The following is a 14,927-nucleotide window of genomic DNA, read 5'->3' as shown; positions in this document are numbered from 1 at the left end:
CGCTGCTGCCTCCCTCTACCCCTCCGGCCTTCCTCCTTCTTCACGCCTTCAGCTCCGGTTCAGCTCCGGCGGGCACCTCGCCGCGCCGGAGGCCGTCCCCGCCAACGATGCCGTCCTTACGCCACGCCGCCGCCGCCGCCGCCCTCGCCCTCGCGCTCGGCCCGCTCGCCGCCGCGCCGAGCGCGCAGGGCAAGCCGAAGGTGCGGTTCCACCAGGACTGGGCCAAGCACCCGTCGGCGCGCTACGCGGCCCTGAGCGCGGAGCAGTGCCGCGCGGCGCTCGCGCGGCGGAAGATCGCGTTCGAGCCGGTGCCGCGCGCGCCGGGCGTGCTCGCGCCGGTGCGGCTGATGCAGGGGGTCGGCGGGGTCCTCTACCGGACGGCGCTGCCGGCGCACCAACGCGCGGACAACCCGTACGACGTCTTCGACTGCCGCCTCGCGCTCGCGCTCTCGGACTTCAGCCGGATCCTGCGCGTGCACGACGTCGTCGAGGTGCTGATGTTCTCGGCCTGGCGGCCTCCGTCGAAGATGTGGCCCGAGGGCAAGCTGGCCACGAGGCACCCGGGCGGGCTCGCCATCGATCCCTACAGGTTCGTCAAGGAGCGCGCCGGCGACGGGTTCGCGGAGGAGTGGCTCGACGTCGAGCGCGACTTCGTCGGCAGGCGCGGCGCGCCGGTGTGCGGCGAGGGCGCCAAGGCGACCGGGCGTCCCAGGGCGGCCGGCAAGGGCGCGAGCGGCGGCCCGCCGGCGGACGCGGCGGCGCGCGAGCTGCGCTCCATCGTGTGCGAGGCCGCGGATCAGCACATCTTCACGTCGATCCTCACGCCCAACTACGACCGGGCGCACAAAAACCACCTGCATCTGGAGGTGACCCCCGGCGTCCAATGGCATCTCGTGCGCTGATCCGGGAGGCGCGGTCCTCCCGGGCGCAAACCCGCTCTCGCCCCGAGGTCGACCCGCTATGTTACCCCGCGTGCCCGCACGAAGCTCCCCGCGCCCCCGCGCGTCCGCCGCATCGGCGGCGCTGACGCTCGCCGCCGTCGCGCTGTCGTTCACGTTCGTCGGCTGCCCCTGCGTCAGCGGTCCCGTGAACGCGAGCCCCGGCCTCCGCTGGTTTCTGTTCTCGAACTTCGGCGCCAGCAAGATCTGCCCCGAGATGCTGAAGAGCGGCGTCTCGCTGCGCCTCCAGGACCGATCGTCGAGCATCGGGCGGTTCTTCCCGATGCAGTGCTCGTACGACGTCAACGACTCCGCCCAGACCGTCACCGTGCACATCGCCGGCACCGGGTACGGCTACATGCAGCCGGCCAAGCGGGTGGGCTTCTCCCTCACCACCTCCGTCGAGTACCGGCCCGACTTCCAGATCGCGGGCGACGACGTCTACGTGTGGGGGCGGCTGAACCGGATCGTGCAAGGCCCGAGCTTCCAGCTCGGCTACGTCGAGAACCCCGTCATCGACGTGATGGCGAACGTCGCGCCGTTCGGCGGGATCGCCAACCTGATCGGCAATCAGCTCGTCGCGGGCGAGATGACCCGCGGGTTCACCGTCCTCTACAACGAGGAGACCGGGAAGGACTTCACGCTGGGGATCCTCATGCCGCCGCAGCGGCCGCACCACCCGTTCGAGGTGGAGGACGACGAGCGGTACACGTTCGCGAACGAGGTCGTCGAGGTGCACGCGCACCAGCGCGACTACCTCGGGCCGTTCGAGGTCGCCGACGCGGACCAGGCGCTCTACCTCAAGGTGAGCGTGCAGGGCGCGCCGGTGGACATCATGATCGTCGACAAGCTGACGGGCGACGCGTGGCGCGAGGCCTACCAGACCGGCAAGCCGCTCGGCCCCCCGCCCGGCCCGGTGCAGGCGGGCGGCCCGCTCCAGCCCGGGATCATCGAGACGCGCCGCTACAAGCTGCGCCCGGGCCTCTACTACGTCGTCATCGACAACACGGCGGCGGCGGGGCTCGTCGCGCCGCCCGTCACGCTGCTGAGCCCCCTGGGAGGCTCGGCCGCGCAGGTCAGCTACATGGCGCAGGTCGGCGAGTGACGACCGCGTAGCAACGGCGAAACGGCCGCGATGGGCGGGTCGCGTCGAGCGGGCGCGGTCGCCGGCCTTGACGCGGTTCGCCGCGAACGGGATAAACTCGTCATGGCCGTCGTTGCGAGAGAGGGGGACAACGTGACCCACGTCGACAAAGTTGCCCTCGACCGGCTGCGCGCCCGCCTCCAGGCGTACATGGCCAAGAAGGGGCTGAGGTCGACGGCGCAGCGCCGGCTGATCGTCGACACGTTCTTTTCGGGCGCGCCGCACATGACCATCGAGGACCTGCTCACGGAGGTGCGCGCGCACGACCGCGGCATCGGGTACGCGACGGTGTACCGGACGCTCAAGCTGCTCGCGGAGTGCGGCGTGGCCTCCGAGCGCCGGTTCGGCGACGGCCTCAGCCGTTACGAGCTGGCCGACGACGCCAGCGCGCACCACGACCACCTCATCTGCGTGAGCTGCGGCAAGATCATCGAGTTCGAGGAGCCGCGCATCGAGGCGCTCCAGGAAGAGATCGCCTCGAAATACGGCTTCGAGGTGACCTGGCACAAGCACGAGATGTACGGCGTCTGCCTGGACTGCCGCGACTCCAAGGACGCGGCGTCCGGCATCTCGTAGCCCGCGGCGCGGCGCCGTCGGCGGCGCCCGCTCAGCTCTTCGCGTCGAGCGCGCGGGCGTGGACGACGGCCATGACGCCGCCGAGCAGCGAGGCGATGGGGGCGTAGGCCGGCGGGAGCACGAACGCGGAGATCACCGCGGCGCCGACGAGCGCCGGGGCGACGCTCAGCGCGAGCCCGACGCGCGCCTCGAGGCGCGTGCGGTGCGCGAGCGCGAGGGAGAGCGCGGCGTCGCGGACGTCGTCCGAGGCGAGGACGACGGAGAAGTCGGCGGGCGCAGCGCCGGCCGCGCCGAGGGCCACGGAGACGTCCGCGGCGCCGAGCGCGGCGTCGTCGACGCCCGCGTGGCCGAGGACGGCGACGCTCGTGCCCGCGTCGATCAGGCGCCGCACCTCGGCGCCGCGATCCGCGGGGAGCACCTCGGGGCGGATGTGGTCGATGTCGAGCGAGCGGCCGATCGCCTCGCACGTCTCGCGCGCGTCGCCCGACATCAGCACCGGCTCGATCTGCGCGTCGAGCAGGTGCTGGATGGCGGCCCGCGCCCCGGGGCGCAGCCCGTCCTGCAGGCCGATGAGGCCGACGAGCCGCGCGCCCACCGCGACGAGGACCACGGTGCGCCCCAGCGCCTCGAGCTCGGCGACGCGGCTCTCGGCCGCGGCGATCGAGATCCGCTGCTCGAGCATGAGCGCGCGGTTGCCGACGCAGAGCTCCTCGCCGGACGAGGTGACGGCCGTCACGCCGAGGCCCGGGTGGAAGTTGGGGTTGCGCACCCCGTCGGGCCGCAGGCCGCGGGCGCGGGCGGCGCGCACGATCGCCGTGGCGACCGGGTGCTCCTCGGTGCGCTCGGCCCCGGCCGCGAGCGCGAGCACGTCGCCCGGCGTGAGCTTCTGCCCGGTCGCCTCCAGCTCCGCGAGCTCGGGCTCGCCGAGCAGCAGCGTGCCGCGGGCGCAGAACACGGCGACCGAGACCTTGCCCGCGCGATCCCAGGCGTCGGCGCTCTTGTAGACGATGCCCCGGCGGAGGCCGAGCAGGATGCCCCGCGCGACGTGCACCGAGGCGATGGAGGCCGTGATCGCCGTGGCCAGCGCGGCGAGCACGGCGGCCGCGGTCATCGCGATCTCGACGGGCGTCCGGCCGGCGACGAAGGCGGAGAGCGCGCCGATCGCCGCGGCGCCGATCGCCCAGCGCTCGGTCAGGGCGCGGGAGGCCTGCGCGATGGGCGCGAGCGCGTCCGCGCGCCGGCGGGCGTCGAGCAGCACGCGCGCGACCGCGCGATCGCCGCCGGAGAAGGTGCACGCGCCGACGAGGCGGCCCCGGACCACGGTGGCCCCGGCGATGACCGGGTCGCCGTCGCGGCGGCGGGCCGGCGTGGTCGCGCCGATCCAGGGGAGCACCTCGACGTCGCCGCCCGTGACCACGAGATCGACGGGGACGACGTCCCCCGCGTCGACCTGGGCGCCCTCGCCCGGTCGCAGCTCGTAGAGCTCGCCCTCGGCCGCGCCGTCGTCGCCGCGCGGCAGGGCTCGGTCGGCGGGCGCCGGGCTCGGCGCCCACGCGCCCGGCGGCCGGCGCGCCGGCGTGGCGAGCACGGACGCGATCCAGGCCCGCTCCGCGAACACGCGGTGGCGGGCGCTCTCGATGAGCCAGGCGCTGATCGCGCTGGCGGTGGCGATGACGCCCGCGAGCGAGGCGGCCTCGGCCGCCAGCGCGCGATCTTCGCCGAAGAGGGCCCAGACCGCGGCCACGAGCCCGCCGAGGACGGGGGCGAGCATCGGCGCCGGGTGCGGGTCCGTGGCGTCGCGCGCGGTCGTGGCGGCGCGGCCGAGGAGCATCCCCGCGCTCACCGTGGCGAGCACGATGCGCGCGCCGATGACGAGCTTCGCGTCGCCGGCGAGGGTGAGCGCGACCGCGAGCGTCCCCGCGATGATCGCGAGCACGAGCAGGAGCGCGCCGATGTCCCGCGCCTCGACCGCCTCGTAGCGCTGCGGCTCCTCGCTCAGGATGGTGTTCCCGATGGGCTCGAGCAGCGCGCGATCGTCGTCGAGGACGGGCAGGTCCGGGAGCCGCTCGTCGAGCGACACGGGCGGGAACGCGTCGACGATCGGCGCGTCGAGCTCGGCGAGGCGCGCGGCGCCGTCGTCCGCGCCCGCCCGCGCCGGCTCGGCGCGCGGCGCCGCGGCGTGCGGTCCGGCGGCCACCGGCGGCGCGACCGGCGAGATCCCGCGCGCGGGGGCGCCGAGGAGCGGCGCGCCGTGCGCGGCGGGGCCGGCCGGCCGGGCGTCGCCCGGCGCCGGCGAGGCCTCGCCGAGGAAGACGTGGCGGCACCGGGCGTTGCAGAAGTAATGGAAGCGCTGATCGAAGATCGCGACGTGCCCCGCGCGGAGCGGATCGATCAGCTTGCTGCAGCCCGAGCACGGGAGGGGCGCGACGGCGGGCCCGGCTGCGCGCGAGGCGGCCACCTCAACCCGCAGCCGGCGTCTCGGCGAGCGCGGCCTCGACCTCCGCCAGGGCCTCGTCGATCTGCGCCTCGCTCACGATGAGGGGCGGCGTGAACCGGAGCACGTTGCTGCCCGCGATCGTGAGCAGCACGCCCCGGTCGCGCGCGCGGCCGAGCGCGGCGCGCGCGTCGACGCCCGGCGCGAGGATGAGCCCGCGGAGCAGGCCGCGCCCGCGCTCGCCGGCGCACACGCCCGGGAGCCGCGCGGCGATCGCGGCGAGGCCGCGGCCGAGCTGCTCGCCGCGCTTCTGGGCGGCCTCGCAGAGCTTCTCTTCCTCGATGACCGCGAGCACCGTGCGCGCCGTGGCGGAGGCGAGCGCGTTGCCGCCGTAGGTCGAGCCGTGCGAGCCCGGGGGCAGCGCGCCGTTGAGCCGCTCCCGCAGCACCAGCGCGCCGATCGGGAAGCCGCCGCCGAGCCCCTTCGCGAGCGCCGCCGCGTCGCCCTGGACGCCGTCGTACGCCGCCCCGAGCCAGTGCCCCGTGCGCCCGATGCCGGTCTGCACCTCGTCGAGGAGCAGCAGGGCGCCGTGCTCGTCCGCGATGCGCCGCAGCTCGGCGAGGAACCCGGCAGGAGCCGGCAGCACGCCGCCCTCTCCCTGCACCGGCTCCACGAGGATCCCCGCGACGTCCGGGCCCATGGCGGCGCGCACCGCGGCCACGTCCCCGTAGGGCACGTGGGTGACGCCCGCGAGCGAGGGGCCGAAGCCCTCGCGGTACTTCGGCGTCCCGGTCAGGGCGACCGCGCCGAGGGTGCGGCCGTGGAACGCGTTCTCGAACGCGATGATCCGGTAGCGCTCGGCCTCGCCGCGGTTGAAGAAGTGGCGGCGCGCCAGCTTGAGCATCGCCTCGTTCGCCTCCGCGCCCGAGTTGCAGAAGAAGGCGCGGTCGAAGCCGGTCTTCGCGCAGAGCTCCTCGGCGAGGCGGAGGTTCTCGGCGTTGAAGAAATAGTTGGAGACGTGCATGAGCCGGCCCGCCTGCTCGGCGATGGTCGCCACGAGCCGCGGGTGAGCGTGCCCCAGCGAGGCGACCGCCACCCCCGCGCACATGTCGAGATACCTGCGCCCATCCGTGTCGAAGAGCTCGCACCCCCGGCCGCGGTCGAGGACGAACGCGGGCTGGCGGTAGTTGCCGAGGAGGTGCTTCTGCGCCGCGAGGAGCGGCGAGCTGGCGGGCGTCGAGGCGTTCGCCGGGGCTGGTGCGCCGGCGGGGCTGGGGGCGATGCTCATGGGGCCGATCTAACGCCGGGCAGGGGGTCGGGGCAAACGGTGGATGCACGCCGGCCGCGGATTGCTGCGGCCCGGGCAAAACGCGCGTCCGGAGCGACCGTCCGCGAGCGTCGCGTGCCCCAGGCCGGTCCCGAAGCGCCTCTGGCCGGCCCCGGTGAGGCGCGGCCGCCCGGGCGCTCCAGCGCTCGCCCGCCGCGGACCGACCTTCGGCCTGGCGATGGACCGACCTTCGGCCTGGCGATGGACCGACCTTCGGCCTGGCGATGGACCGACCTTCGGCCTGGCGATGGAGCGACCGTCGGCCTGGCGATTGCCAGCGGATCGCGGCTGGTTATAGTGCCGGCCGTCCTATGAGCGATTCGGAACAAAATGGGTCGAGCCAGAACACCGGGGAGACGGCGGAGGCGCAGGCGGAACGCGCAGAGCCGGCGGAGCAGCGAGCCCCCACCCCCGAAGACAAGCTCGGCGAGGCGCAGGCCGAGGCCGCGCGGGTGCGCGAGCAGCTGCTGCGCACCGCCGCCGATTTCGACAACTTCCGGAAGCGCTCCCGGCGCGAGGTCGAAGAGGCGCAGCGCCGCGGGCGCGAGTCGATCCTGAAGGACCTGCTCCCGGTCTTCGACAACCTGGAGCGCGCCGCCGCCCACGCGGAGAGCGCGCCCGACGTGAAGTCGGTCGCCGAGGGCGTGCGCATCGTGGCCAAGCAGTTCGTCGACACCCTCGAGCGCACGGGCATCAAGCGCATCGCCGCCGTCGGCAAGCCCTTCGATCCCAGCGTGCACGAGGCCATCCAGCAGATCGAGTCGACCGAGCACCCGGCCGGCGTCGTCATCGCGGAGGTCCAGCCGGGCTACATGCTGGGCGATTATCTGATCCGCGCGGCGATGGTCGTCGTCTCGAAGGGCCCGCCCGGCGAGGCCGCCCCCGCGGCGAACTGAGCTTCACCGCCGCTCCGCGCGCCCGCTCCCTCCGGCGCACATCGACTGCCTCACGCGCATCATGGCGGTGGCCCACTCTGCTGTGCCCCGCCACCTCGCCGCACGATCTCCCCAAATATCGCGGGCGCCACGGTCGTCTCCCCACCCAGCGAGCATCCAGGCCTGTAGTATCTTTCGCCGCATATGGGGAAGGTGATCGGCATCGATCTCGGGACGACGAACTCGTGCGTGGCGGTCGTCGAAGGGGCAGGGGTCGCCTCGGCCAACGACGTGCGGGTGATCCCGAACGCCGAAGGCGCGCGCACGACCCCCTCCGTGGTCGGCTTCCCCGCGAGCGGTGAGCGCCTGGTCGGGCAGGTGGCGCGGCGCCAGGCGGTCACGAACCCGCAGAACACCATCTACGCGGTGAAGCGGCTGATGGGCCGCAAGTACAGCGCGCCCGAGGTCAGCAAGCAGATCCTGCTCGCCCCCTACAAGATCGTCGAGGCGCCGAACAGCGACGCCTGGGTCGAGGTCAAGGGGCGCAGCTACTCGCCCCCCGAGATCTCGGCGATGATCCTCGGCCAGATGAAGCAGGTCGCCGAGCGGTTCCTCGGCGAGCCGGTGACGGAGGCGGTGGTGACCGTCCCGGCCTACTTCGACGACGCGCAGCGGCAGGCGACGAAGGACGCGGGGCGGATCGCCGGGCTCGAGGTGCGCCGGATCATCAACGAGCCGACCGCCGCGGCGCTCGCCTACGGCCTCGACAAGGTGAAGGCCGAGACGATCGCGGTCTACGACCTCGGCGGCGGGACGTTCGACATCTCGATCCTCGAGATCGCGAACGGCGTCTTCAGCGTCAAGGCGACCGGCGGCGACACGCACCTCGGCGGCGAGGATTTCGACCAGCGGATCATCGACCTGCTCGCCGACGACTTCGAGGCCAAGCACCGGATCGATCTGCGCCGCGACCGCATGGCGCTGCAGCGGCTCAAGGAGGCGGCGGAGAAGGCGAAGCACGAGCTCTCGTCGTCGCTCGAGACCGAGATCAACATCCCCTTCATCGCCGTCGGCCCGGGCGGCGGGCCGCTCCACCTCGAGCGGTCGATGCGGCGCAACGAGCTCGAGATGCTCTGCGAGAGCCTCATCCGGCGGACCATCGACGTCTGCCAGGCGACGCTCGGGGACGCCAAGCTCCCCGTCTCCGCCGTCAACACGGTGGTCCTCGTCGGCGGCATGACGCGGATGCCCGCCGTGCAGGCGGCGGTGCGCGAGTTCTTCGGCCGGGAGCCGAACAAGGGCGTGAACCCCGACGAGGTCGTCGCGGTCGGGGCGGCGCTGCAGGGCGCCGCGCTCTCGGGGCACGTCGACGAGGTGCTGCTCCTCGACGTGACGCCGCTGTCGCTCGGCGTCGAGACCGGCGGCGGCGTGATGTTCAAGCTCATCCCGCGGAACACCACGATCCCGACCGAGCGGAGCGAGATCTTCACGACGAGCGTCGACAACCAGAGCTTCGTCCCCGTGCACGTGCTCCAGGGCGAGCGCGAGATGGCCGCCGACTGCCGGAGCCTCGCCCGCTTCGAGCTCACCGGCATCCCGCCCGCGCCCCGCGGGCTGCCCAAGATCCAGGTCACCTTCCGCATCGACGAGAACGGGATCGTCCGCGTCGAGGCGCGCGATCTCGGGACCGGGAGGGTGCAGGAGGTCCGGGTGACCCCGACGAGCGGCCTCACGCCGGACGAGGTCGACCGGCTCGTCTCGGAGGGCGAGCGGTTCAAGCAGACCGACGCGCTCCGGCGCGAGCTCGCCGAGCTCCGCAACCAGGCCGAGACCCTCGTCTACACGACCGAGCAGGCCCTCGACGGCTACAGCGATCTGCTCGACGCCGAGCTCCTCGGCGAGGTCCAAGCCGAGTGCTCCGCGCTGCGCAAGCTGCTCGACGGCGGCGGCGATCTCGACGCGCTCCGGGCGGCGTACGCGCGCCTCGAGGGGGCGGCGTTCCGGATCGCGGAGTCGATGTATGGAGGGGACGATGACGCCGGCGCGAACAAGGCGGTCGAGACGTGACGCGCGGCCGGGCGGCGGGGCCGGCGAGCGAGCGCCGGCGCGCGCGCCGCGCCGAGGCCGTCCCCTCCGGAGCGCCGCGCGCGCTCTAGACGCAAGGCTGCGCGGGGCTTCGACGCGACGATGCTGAACGAGACCTTCGGACGCTACCGCTTGCTCGAGCGCCTCGGCGAAGGCGGCATGGCCGAGGTCTTCAAGGCCAAGAGCTTCGGCGTCGAGGGGTTCGAGAAGGTCCTCGTCATCAAGCGCATCCTCCCCAAGCTCGCCGAGCAGGGGCGCTTCGTGGACATGTTCGTGCACGAGGCGAAGCTCGCCGTCCGCCTCTCGCACGCGAACATCGTGCAGGTGTTCGACCTCGGCCGCGTCGACCACCCGAACGGCGATCCCACCAGCTACTTCATCGCGATGGAGTACGTCCCCGGGCTCGACCTGGCGACGCTGCTCGCCCGCTGCCGCAGGTCGAAGCGGCCGATCCCCCTCGCCATGGCCGTCTTCATGACCGCCGAGATCGCGAAGGCGCTCGACCACGCCCACCGGCGGCGCGACGAGCAGTCGCGCCCCCTCGGCATCGTCCACCGCGACATCTCGCCCCAGAACATCCTGCTCTCCTGGGAGGGAGAGGTGAAGGTCACCGACTTCGGCATCGCCAAGGCGACGCAGTCGATGACCGACGAGGAGGTCGGCGAGAAGCGCGCCGGCAGGATCCGCGGGAAGCTCGCCTACATGAGCCCCGAGCAGTCGCGCGCCGGCGCCATCGACGGCAGGAGCGACCTCTTCTCGCTCGGGACGGTGCTCTACGAGATGATCGCCGGCTCGAACCCGTTCGCGGCGCCGACCGCGTTCGAGGTCATGCGGCGGCTGCAGGCGAGCGAGTACCCGCCGCTCGCGCTCGTGCGCCCCGACGTGCCGAGGCCGCTCGTCGACATCGTGAGCACGATGCTCGCGAAGAACGCCGAGGATCGGTTCCCCGACGCCGGGCGGCTGCACGAGGCGCTCCTCGGCTTCTTCTACGCGACCGGCGAGCGGTTCGGGGCGAACGACCTCGCCGAGTTCCTCGAGCCGTTCCACGAGGAGAAGGCCGGCGCCGGGCTCGAGGCGAGCGCCGCGCTCGAGGAGGAGCCGCTCGGGGCCAACGACCGCACGCCGGTCGAGGTGCCGCACACGACGAGCACGCGCAGCCGCATCACGGCGTCGGGGCTCCTCCAGCTGCTCGAGAAGGCCGACAGCAGCCCGGCCGCGCGCGGGCTCGGCGAGCGGCGCGAGGTCACGGCGCTCGTGCTCATCTTCACGGGGCCCGAGGCCGACGCGGCGAAGCGCATCGCGCGGGCCCGCGAGGTGCTGGCGCGCTACGGCGCGCTGCTGCTCGAGCAGGAGGCGTCGCAGCTCGTCGCCGTCTTCGGCCTCGGCGACGCCGACGGCCGCGACACCGAGGCCGCGGTCCGCGCCGCGCTCGTGATCCTCCGCTCGCGCGGCGGGCGCGCGGCCGTCTCGGCCGGCATCCACCTCGCCCGCATCCTGGTCGACGGCGCCGGCGCCCCGATCCGCGACGAGCGCCTCACCTCGCTCATCGCCTCGGCCCAGGCGCTCGCCCGCGCGACCGAGTCCCAGGTCGCCGTGTCACACCTCACCTGGCGCGTCCTCCGCGACGCCTTCACGACCGAGGAGCTGCCCGGCGCGGGCCGGACCGCGCCCGAGGGCGGGCGCGTGGTCACCTCGGCGGAGCCCCCGGGCGGCGCGTACGGGCGCTTCGTCGGCCGCCGCGACGAGCTCAAGCAGCTCGGGGACATCCTCGCCGCCGCCACGAGGAAGCGCGCGCAGATCGCGGTCATCCAGGGCGAGCGCGGCATCGGCAAGACGCGGCTGCTCGCCGAGATGGAGCGGCGCCTCTCGAAGGGCGACTACAACGTCGGCGTCTACGTCGCGTCGTGCCCGCACAACGGCGCCGACGTCCCGTGGAGCGGCCTCACCGCGATGCTGCAGGTGCTCTGCGGCATCCAGGAGGGCGACGACGAGGAGCGCATCCGCGCCGTGCTGCCGCGGCTGCGGGCGCTCGGCCTGCGCGAGGACGAGTCCGCGGCCGTGCTCGGCCAGCTCGGCGCGGCGCTCGTCGACCCGCGGGCGCCGCAGGGGACGACCGCGATCCTGCGCACGGCGTTCCCGCGGATGGTGCAGAGCCTCTGCGAGGATCGGCTCCACTGCTTCGCCTGGGACGACGCGCAGGCGATGGACCAGCTCACCGCCGAGACCCTCCTCGCGACGGCCGGCCGCGCCGGCGGGCTCCGCGCCGTGCTGATCCTGGCGACGCGCAGCGACCCGCCGCCGCTGCTCGCGGCGCACCCCCACTTCTACCGGATCCAGGTCGGGGAGCTCTCGGACAGCGACAGCGCGCGCCTCATGTCGGCGCGCATCGGCGCGACGTTCCTGCCGCCCGAGGTGGTCGGCTTCTGCCGCGAGCGCGCCGGCGGCCACCCGCTCTTCCTCGAGGAGCTCATCAAGGAGCTCAGCGACTCCGGCGCGCTCACCGTGGTGAGCGGCGCGGTGAAGGCCCGGCTCGACGGCGCGTCGGCGGTGCCGCGCTCGCTGCGCACGCTCATCGCCACCCGGGTGCGGCGGCTCGACCCGAGCGACCGCGCCGTGCTCCAGGCCGCGGCGATCCTCGGCGACCCGGTGCCGACCGAGGTCCTCGCGGCGCTGCTCCAGCAGAAGCTCTCGCTCGTGAACCGCGCGATCTCCGGGCTCGCGACCCGCGATCTCCTGCGGGTCAAGGGCCCCGCGCAGGCGGGCTTCGCGTCGCCCATGCACGGCGAGATCGTCCTCGACGCGATCCCGCCCGAGGTGCGCCGGGAGCTGCACGCCGCGGCCGCGGCGGCGTACCTCGCGGTCGTCGGCGAGGACAGCGCCGAGCACGCCGAGCGCATCGGGCAGCACTTCTACCAGGCCGGCGACCGCGACCGGGCCGCGACGTTCTACGCGCGCGCGGCGCTCCACAAGATCCGCGCGAGCCAGCTCGACCCCGCGCTCCGGCTCATCTTCCAGGCGCTCGACCTCGGCGACCACGCCCAGCGCTCGCCGGCGGAGCTCGCCGCGTGGCTCCGCGCGCTCGCGGACGTCGTGGTGCGCGTGCGCTCCGCGCCCGATCTCGGCGACGTCGCGGCCCGCGCGCTCCGGCGCATCGACGAGGCCGGCGCCCCCGAGCAGAAGCTCTCGGCGCGCGTCGACGTGGCGCGCGCGCTCGGCGCGGTGGACCTCTTCGCGGACGCGTACGCGCGCCTGGAGGAGGCGTACGCCCTCGCCGGCGACCGGCAGGACCTCCGCCGCAAGGCGCTCGCGTGCGAGACGGAGATCGGCGTGAGGACGGGCGATTTCACCCGCGCGGTCCGCGCGGTCGAGCAGCTCGAGGCGATGGGCGACGTCGACGACGAGCGGCTCCTGCTCGCGATCTCCCAGACGCGCGCGGCGACGGGCGACATCGAGGCGGCGCTCCGCGCGCTCGACCGGGCGGAGGCGCTCGGCCATCCGGGCGATCTCGCGGCGGCGAGCGAGCGCGAGAAGCAGCGCGTCCTCGTGCACGTCTTCCTCCGCGACTTCGCCGCGGCGGTGAAGAGCTCGGCGCGCGCCGTCGACCTCGCCCGGTCGGCGGGCCTGCGCTTCGAGACCGCCGCCGCGCTGCACAACCTCGGCGACGCGAGCCGGCGGCTCGGCGATCTGCCGCGCGCCTACGCGTCGTTCACCGAGTCGAAGGAGCTCGCCGAGGAGAGCGGCCACGAGCGCCTCGCCGCGATCAACCGCGCGCACCTCGCCTACCTCGACGGCCTGAACGGCGCGGCCTCCGCCGGCGATCTGCTGCGCGAGCTCGCGAGCTACGCCGAGGCGCGCTCCTACCGGATCGACGCCCTGGAGAGCCGGTACCTGCTCGGCGCGCTCCTCAAGCAGCGGGGAAAGGTCGAGGAGGCGCGGCGCGAGCTCGCGGAGGTGCTCGAGCTCGCCTCCGCCTACGGCAACAACCTCGTCGCCGGCGACGCGCGCGCCGCGCTGTCCGAGCTCTGAGCGCCCGCGGCGCTGACCGCCGCGGCGATGGGAGGCCCCCGCCGCGCGGACCGCGCCGCGGGGATGGCCGCCTGCGGCGGGAGCCCCGGCGCGCGGCGCGCGCGGGTCACTCGTCGGCGAGCTTCTTCTCGAGCGCCTCGAGGTGGGCGCGGACCTGCGGATCGGAGTCCCGCTGCGCCTCGATCTTGCGGACGGCGCTCATCACGGTCGTGTGATCGCGGTTGCCGAAGGCCCGCCCGATCTCCGGGAAGCTGCACTTCAGCCGCTGCTTGCACAGGTACATCGCGACGTGGCGCGCGAAGGCCACGCTCTTGTGGCGGTCCTTCGACGTGAGGTCGATCGAGCGCAGGTGGAAGTGGTGGCACACCGCGCGCTGGATGTCCTCGACGCTCATCATCTGCGCCCGCGGCGGCGACGTGGCCGTGATCTCGGCGCGCGCGAACGGCAGGTCCACGGGGCGGCCCGTGAGCGAGCTCTTCGCCGCCAGCCGGATCAGCGTCCCCTCGAGCTCGCGGACGTTGGAGCGGACCATCTGCGCGAGGTAGAGCGCGACGTCGTCGGTGAGCGCGATGCCCTCGAGCGCCGCCTTGTTCCGGACGATCGCGACGCGCGTCTCCAGCTCCGGCACCTGGATGTCGGCGACGAGCCCCCAGGAGAACCGCGAGACGAGGCGCTCTTCCATGCGCTCGAGGTTCTGGGGGTACTTGTCGCTCGTCACCACGATCTGCCGGTCGAGCGTGTGGAGCGCGTTGAAGGTGTGGAAGAACTCCTCCTGCGTCTGCTCGCGCCCGGCCAGGAACTGGATGTCGTCGACCAGCAGCACGTCGCAGCTCGACCGGTACCGCGCGCGGAACTCGTCCATGCGGTGGTGCTGGATGGCCGTGATGAAGTCGTTCGTGAACTTCTCGGCCGAGACGTAGATGATGCGCGCCTCCGGCCTGCCCTCGAAGACGCGGTGCGCGATCGCGTGCATGAGGTGCGTCTTGCCGAGCCCCGTGCCGCCGCAGATGAAGAGCGGGTTGTACCGGCGGCCCCCGCCGCCCGCCGCCGCGATCGCGGCCGCGTGCGCCAGCTGGTTCGACGGGCCCACGACGAAGCTCGCGAAGGTGTGCTTCGGGTTGAGGTCGTCCGGCATCGACGGGACGCGCCGGAGCGACGGCTCGGGGCGGGGCGCCGGCGCCGGCGCCGCGCTCGTCGGGCGCACCACGAGCGCCCGTGGACGCACCGGGGTGAGCTCCACGCGCTGGGCGATCGGCGAGTCGAGGTTCTGATCGATCGTCCACGCCACCTGGACCGACCAGCCGGTGAGCTCTCGGATCTTGTCCGTCAGCGCGGGCAGGAAGTTGTCCCTGACCCACTCGAGGACGAACTCGTTCTGGACACGCAGCGTGAGGACGCCGTCGGTCAGATCATCGAACTGAACTCCCCCGAACCACTGGTCGAAAGTCGCGGGGGAAAGCGTCCGCGTATGCTCGATCGCCCGATCGAAGACTTCGCGCGGCTCGTGTTTCGGAATCGTCAT

General features: G+C 73.8%; 9 protein-coding genes. 6 read left to right on the top strand and 3 right to left on the bottom strand.

Translation table 11 applies throughout. The features are described from left to right. Positions 1-107 precede the first annotated feature (107 nt). The 3 genes from WME83_RS00045 to WME83_RS00035 all read left to right on the top strand — a co-directional run bounded on the left by WME83_RS00045 (position 108) and on the right by WME83_RS00035 (position 2,658). Positions 108-902 carry a hypothetical protein gene (locus WME83_RS00045; RefSeq protein WP_437317204.1) on the top strand — a complete coding sequence of 265 codons (795 nt, stop codon included), beginning with the start codon at positions 108-110 and terminating at the stop codon, positions 900-902. A 70-nt stretch (positions 903-972) separates the two neighbouring features. Continuing rightward, positions 973-2,043: a hypothetical protein gene (locus WME83_RS00040; protein ID WP_437317203.1), complete on the top strand. Its 1,071-nt coding sequence runs from the start codon at positions 973-975 to the stop codon at positions 2,041-2,043. A gap of 102 nt (positions 2,044-2,145) precedes the next feature. After that, a complete protein-coding gene (locus WME83_RS00035) occupies positions 2,146-2,658 on the top strand; it encodes a Fur family transcriptional regulator (protein WP_437317202.1) in 513 nt (170 codons plus the stop codon). Positions 2,659-2,689: 31 nt separating this feature from the next. Here WME83_RS00035 and WME83_RS00030 read toward each other — a convergent pair whose 3' ends face one another. Together WME83_RS00030 and WME83_RS00025 are read right to left on the bottom strand one after the other, a co-directional pair. Continuing rightward, a complete protein-coding gene (locus WME83_RS00030; RefSeq protein WP_437317201.1) occupies positions 2,690-5,116 on the bottom strand; it encodes an HAD-IC family P-type ATPase in 2,427 nt (808 codons plus the stop codon). Position 5,117: 1 nt separating this feature from the next. Further along, the gene (locus WME83_RS00025; protein WP_437317200.1) at positions 5,118-6,380 is read right to left on the bottom strand and encodes an aspartate aminotransferase family protein; all 1,263 of its coding nucleotides are present in this window, start codon (positions 6,378-6,380) and stop codon (positions 5,118-5,120) included. A 350-nt stretch (positions 6,381-6,730) separates the two neighbouring features. On the opposite strand from WME83_RS00025, the gene grpE reads away from it, so the two are divergent. The 3 genes from grpE (at position 6,731) to WME83_RS00010 (ending at position 13,405) form a co-directional block, all read left to right on the top strand. Continuing rightward, positions 6,731-7,315 carry a nucleotide exchange factor GrpE gene (gene grpE / locus WME83_RS00020; protein WP_437317199.1) on the top strand — a complete coding sequence of 195 codons (585 nt, stop codon included), beginning with the start codon at positions 6,731-6,733 and terminating at the stop codon, positions 7,313-7,315. A gap of 183 nt (positions 7,316-7,498) precedes the next feature. After that, positions 7,499-9,361: a molecular chaperone DnaK gene (gene dnaK, locus WME83_RS00015; protein WP_437317198.1), complete on the top strand. Its 1,863-nt coding sequence runs from the start codon at positions 7,499-7,501 to the stop codon at positions 9,359-9,361. Between the two features lie 120 nt (positions 9,362-9,481). Further along, on the top strand, positions 9,482-13,405 hold the full coding sequence (locus tag WME83_RS00010; protein WP_437317197.1) for a serine/threonine-protein kinase: 3,924 nt from the start codon (positions 9,482-9,484) through the stop codon (positions 13,403-13,405). A 106-nt stretch (positions 13,406-13,511) separates the two neighbouring features. Here the strand turns inward: WME83_RS00010 and dnaA are convergent, their stop codons facing one another. Beyond that, the gene (dnaA, locus tag WME83_RS00005; RefSeq protein ID WP_020464715.1) at positions 13,512-14,927 is read right to left on the bottom strand and encodes a chromosomal replication initiator protein DnaA; all 1,416 of its coding nucleotides are present in this window, start codon (positions 14,925-14,927) and stop codon (positions 13,512-13,514) included.

It is taken from the genome of Sorangium sp. So ce385 (assembly GCF_051474135.1).
In the GTDB taxonomy this organism is placed as follows: domain Bacteria; phylum Myxococcota_A; class Polyangia; order Polyangiales; family Polyangiaceae; genus Sorangium; species Sorangium cellulosum_D.
This window is presented reverse-complemented; position numbering and strand designations above follow the sequence as displayed.

Coding starts and splice junctions, on each gene's coding strand:
- WME83_RS00045 (WP_437317204.1), top strand. CDS start 108: ATGCCGTCCTTACGCCACGCCGCCGCCGCCGCCGCCCTCGCCCTCGCG.
- WME83_RS00035 (WP_437317202.1), top strand. CDS start 2,146: ATGGCCGTCGTTGCGAGAGAGGGGGACAACGTGACCCACGTCGACAAA.
- WME83_RS00025 (WP_437317200.1), bottom strand. CDS start 6,380: ATGAGCATCGCCCCCAGCCCCGCCGGCGCACCAGCCCCGGCGAACGCC.
- grpE (WP_437317199.1), top strand. CDS start 6,731: ATGAGCGATTCGGAACAAAATGGGTCGAGCCAGAACACCGGGGAGACG.
- dnaK (WP_437317198.1), top strand. CDS start 7,499: ATGGGGAAGGTGATCGGCATCGATCTCGGGACGACGAACTCGTGCGTG.
- WME83_RS00010 (WP_437317197.1), top strand. CDS start 9,482: ATGCTGAACGAGACCTTCGGACGCTACCGCTTGCTCGAGCGCCTCGGC.
- dnaA (WP_020464715.1), bottom strand. CDS start 14,927: ATGACGATTCCGAAACACGAGCCGCGCGAAGTCTTCGATCGGGCGATC.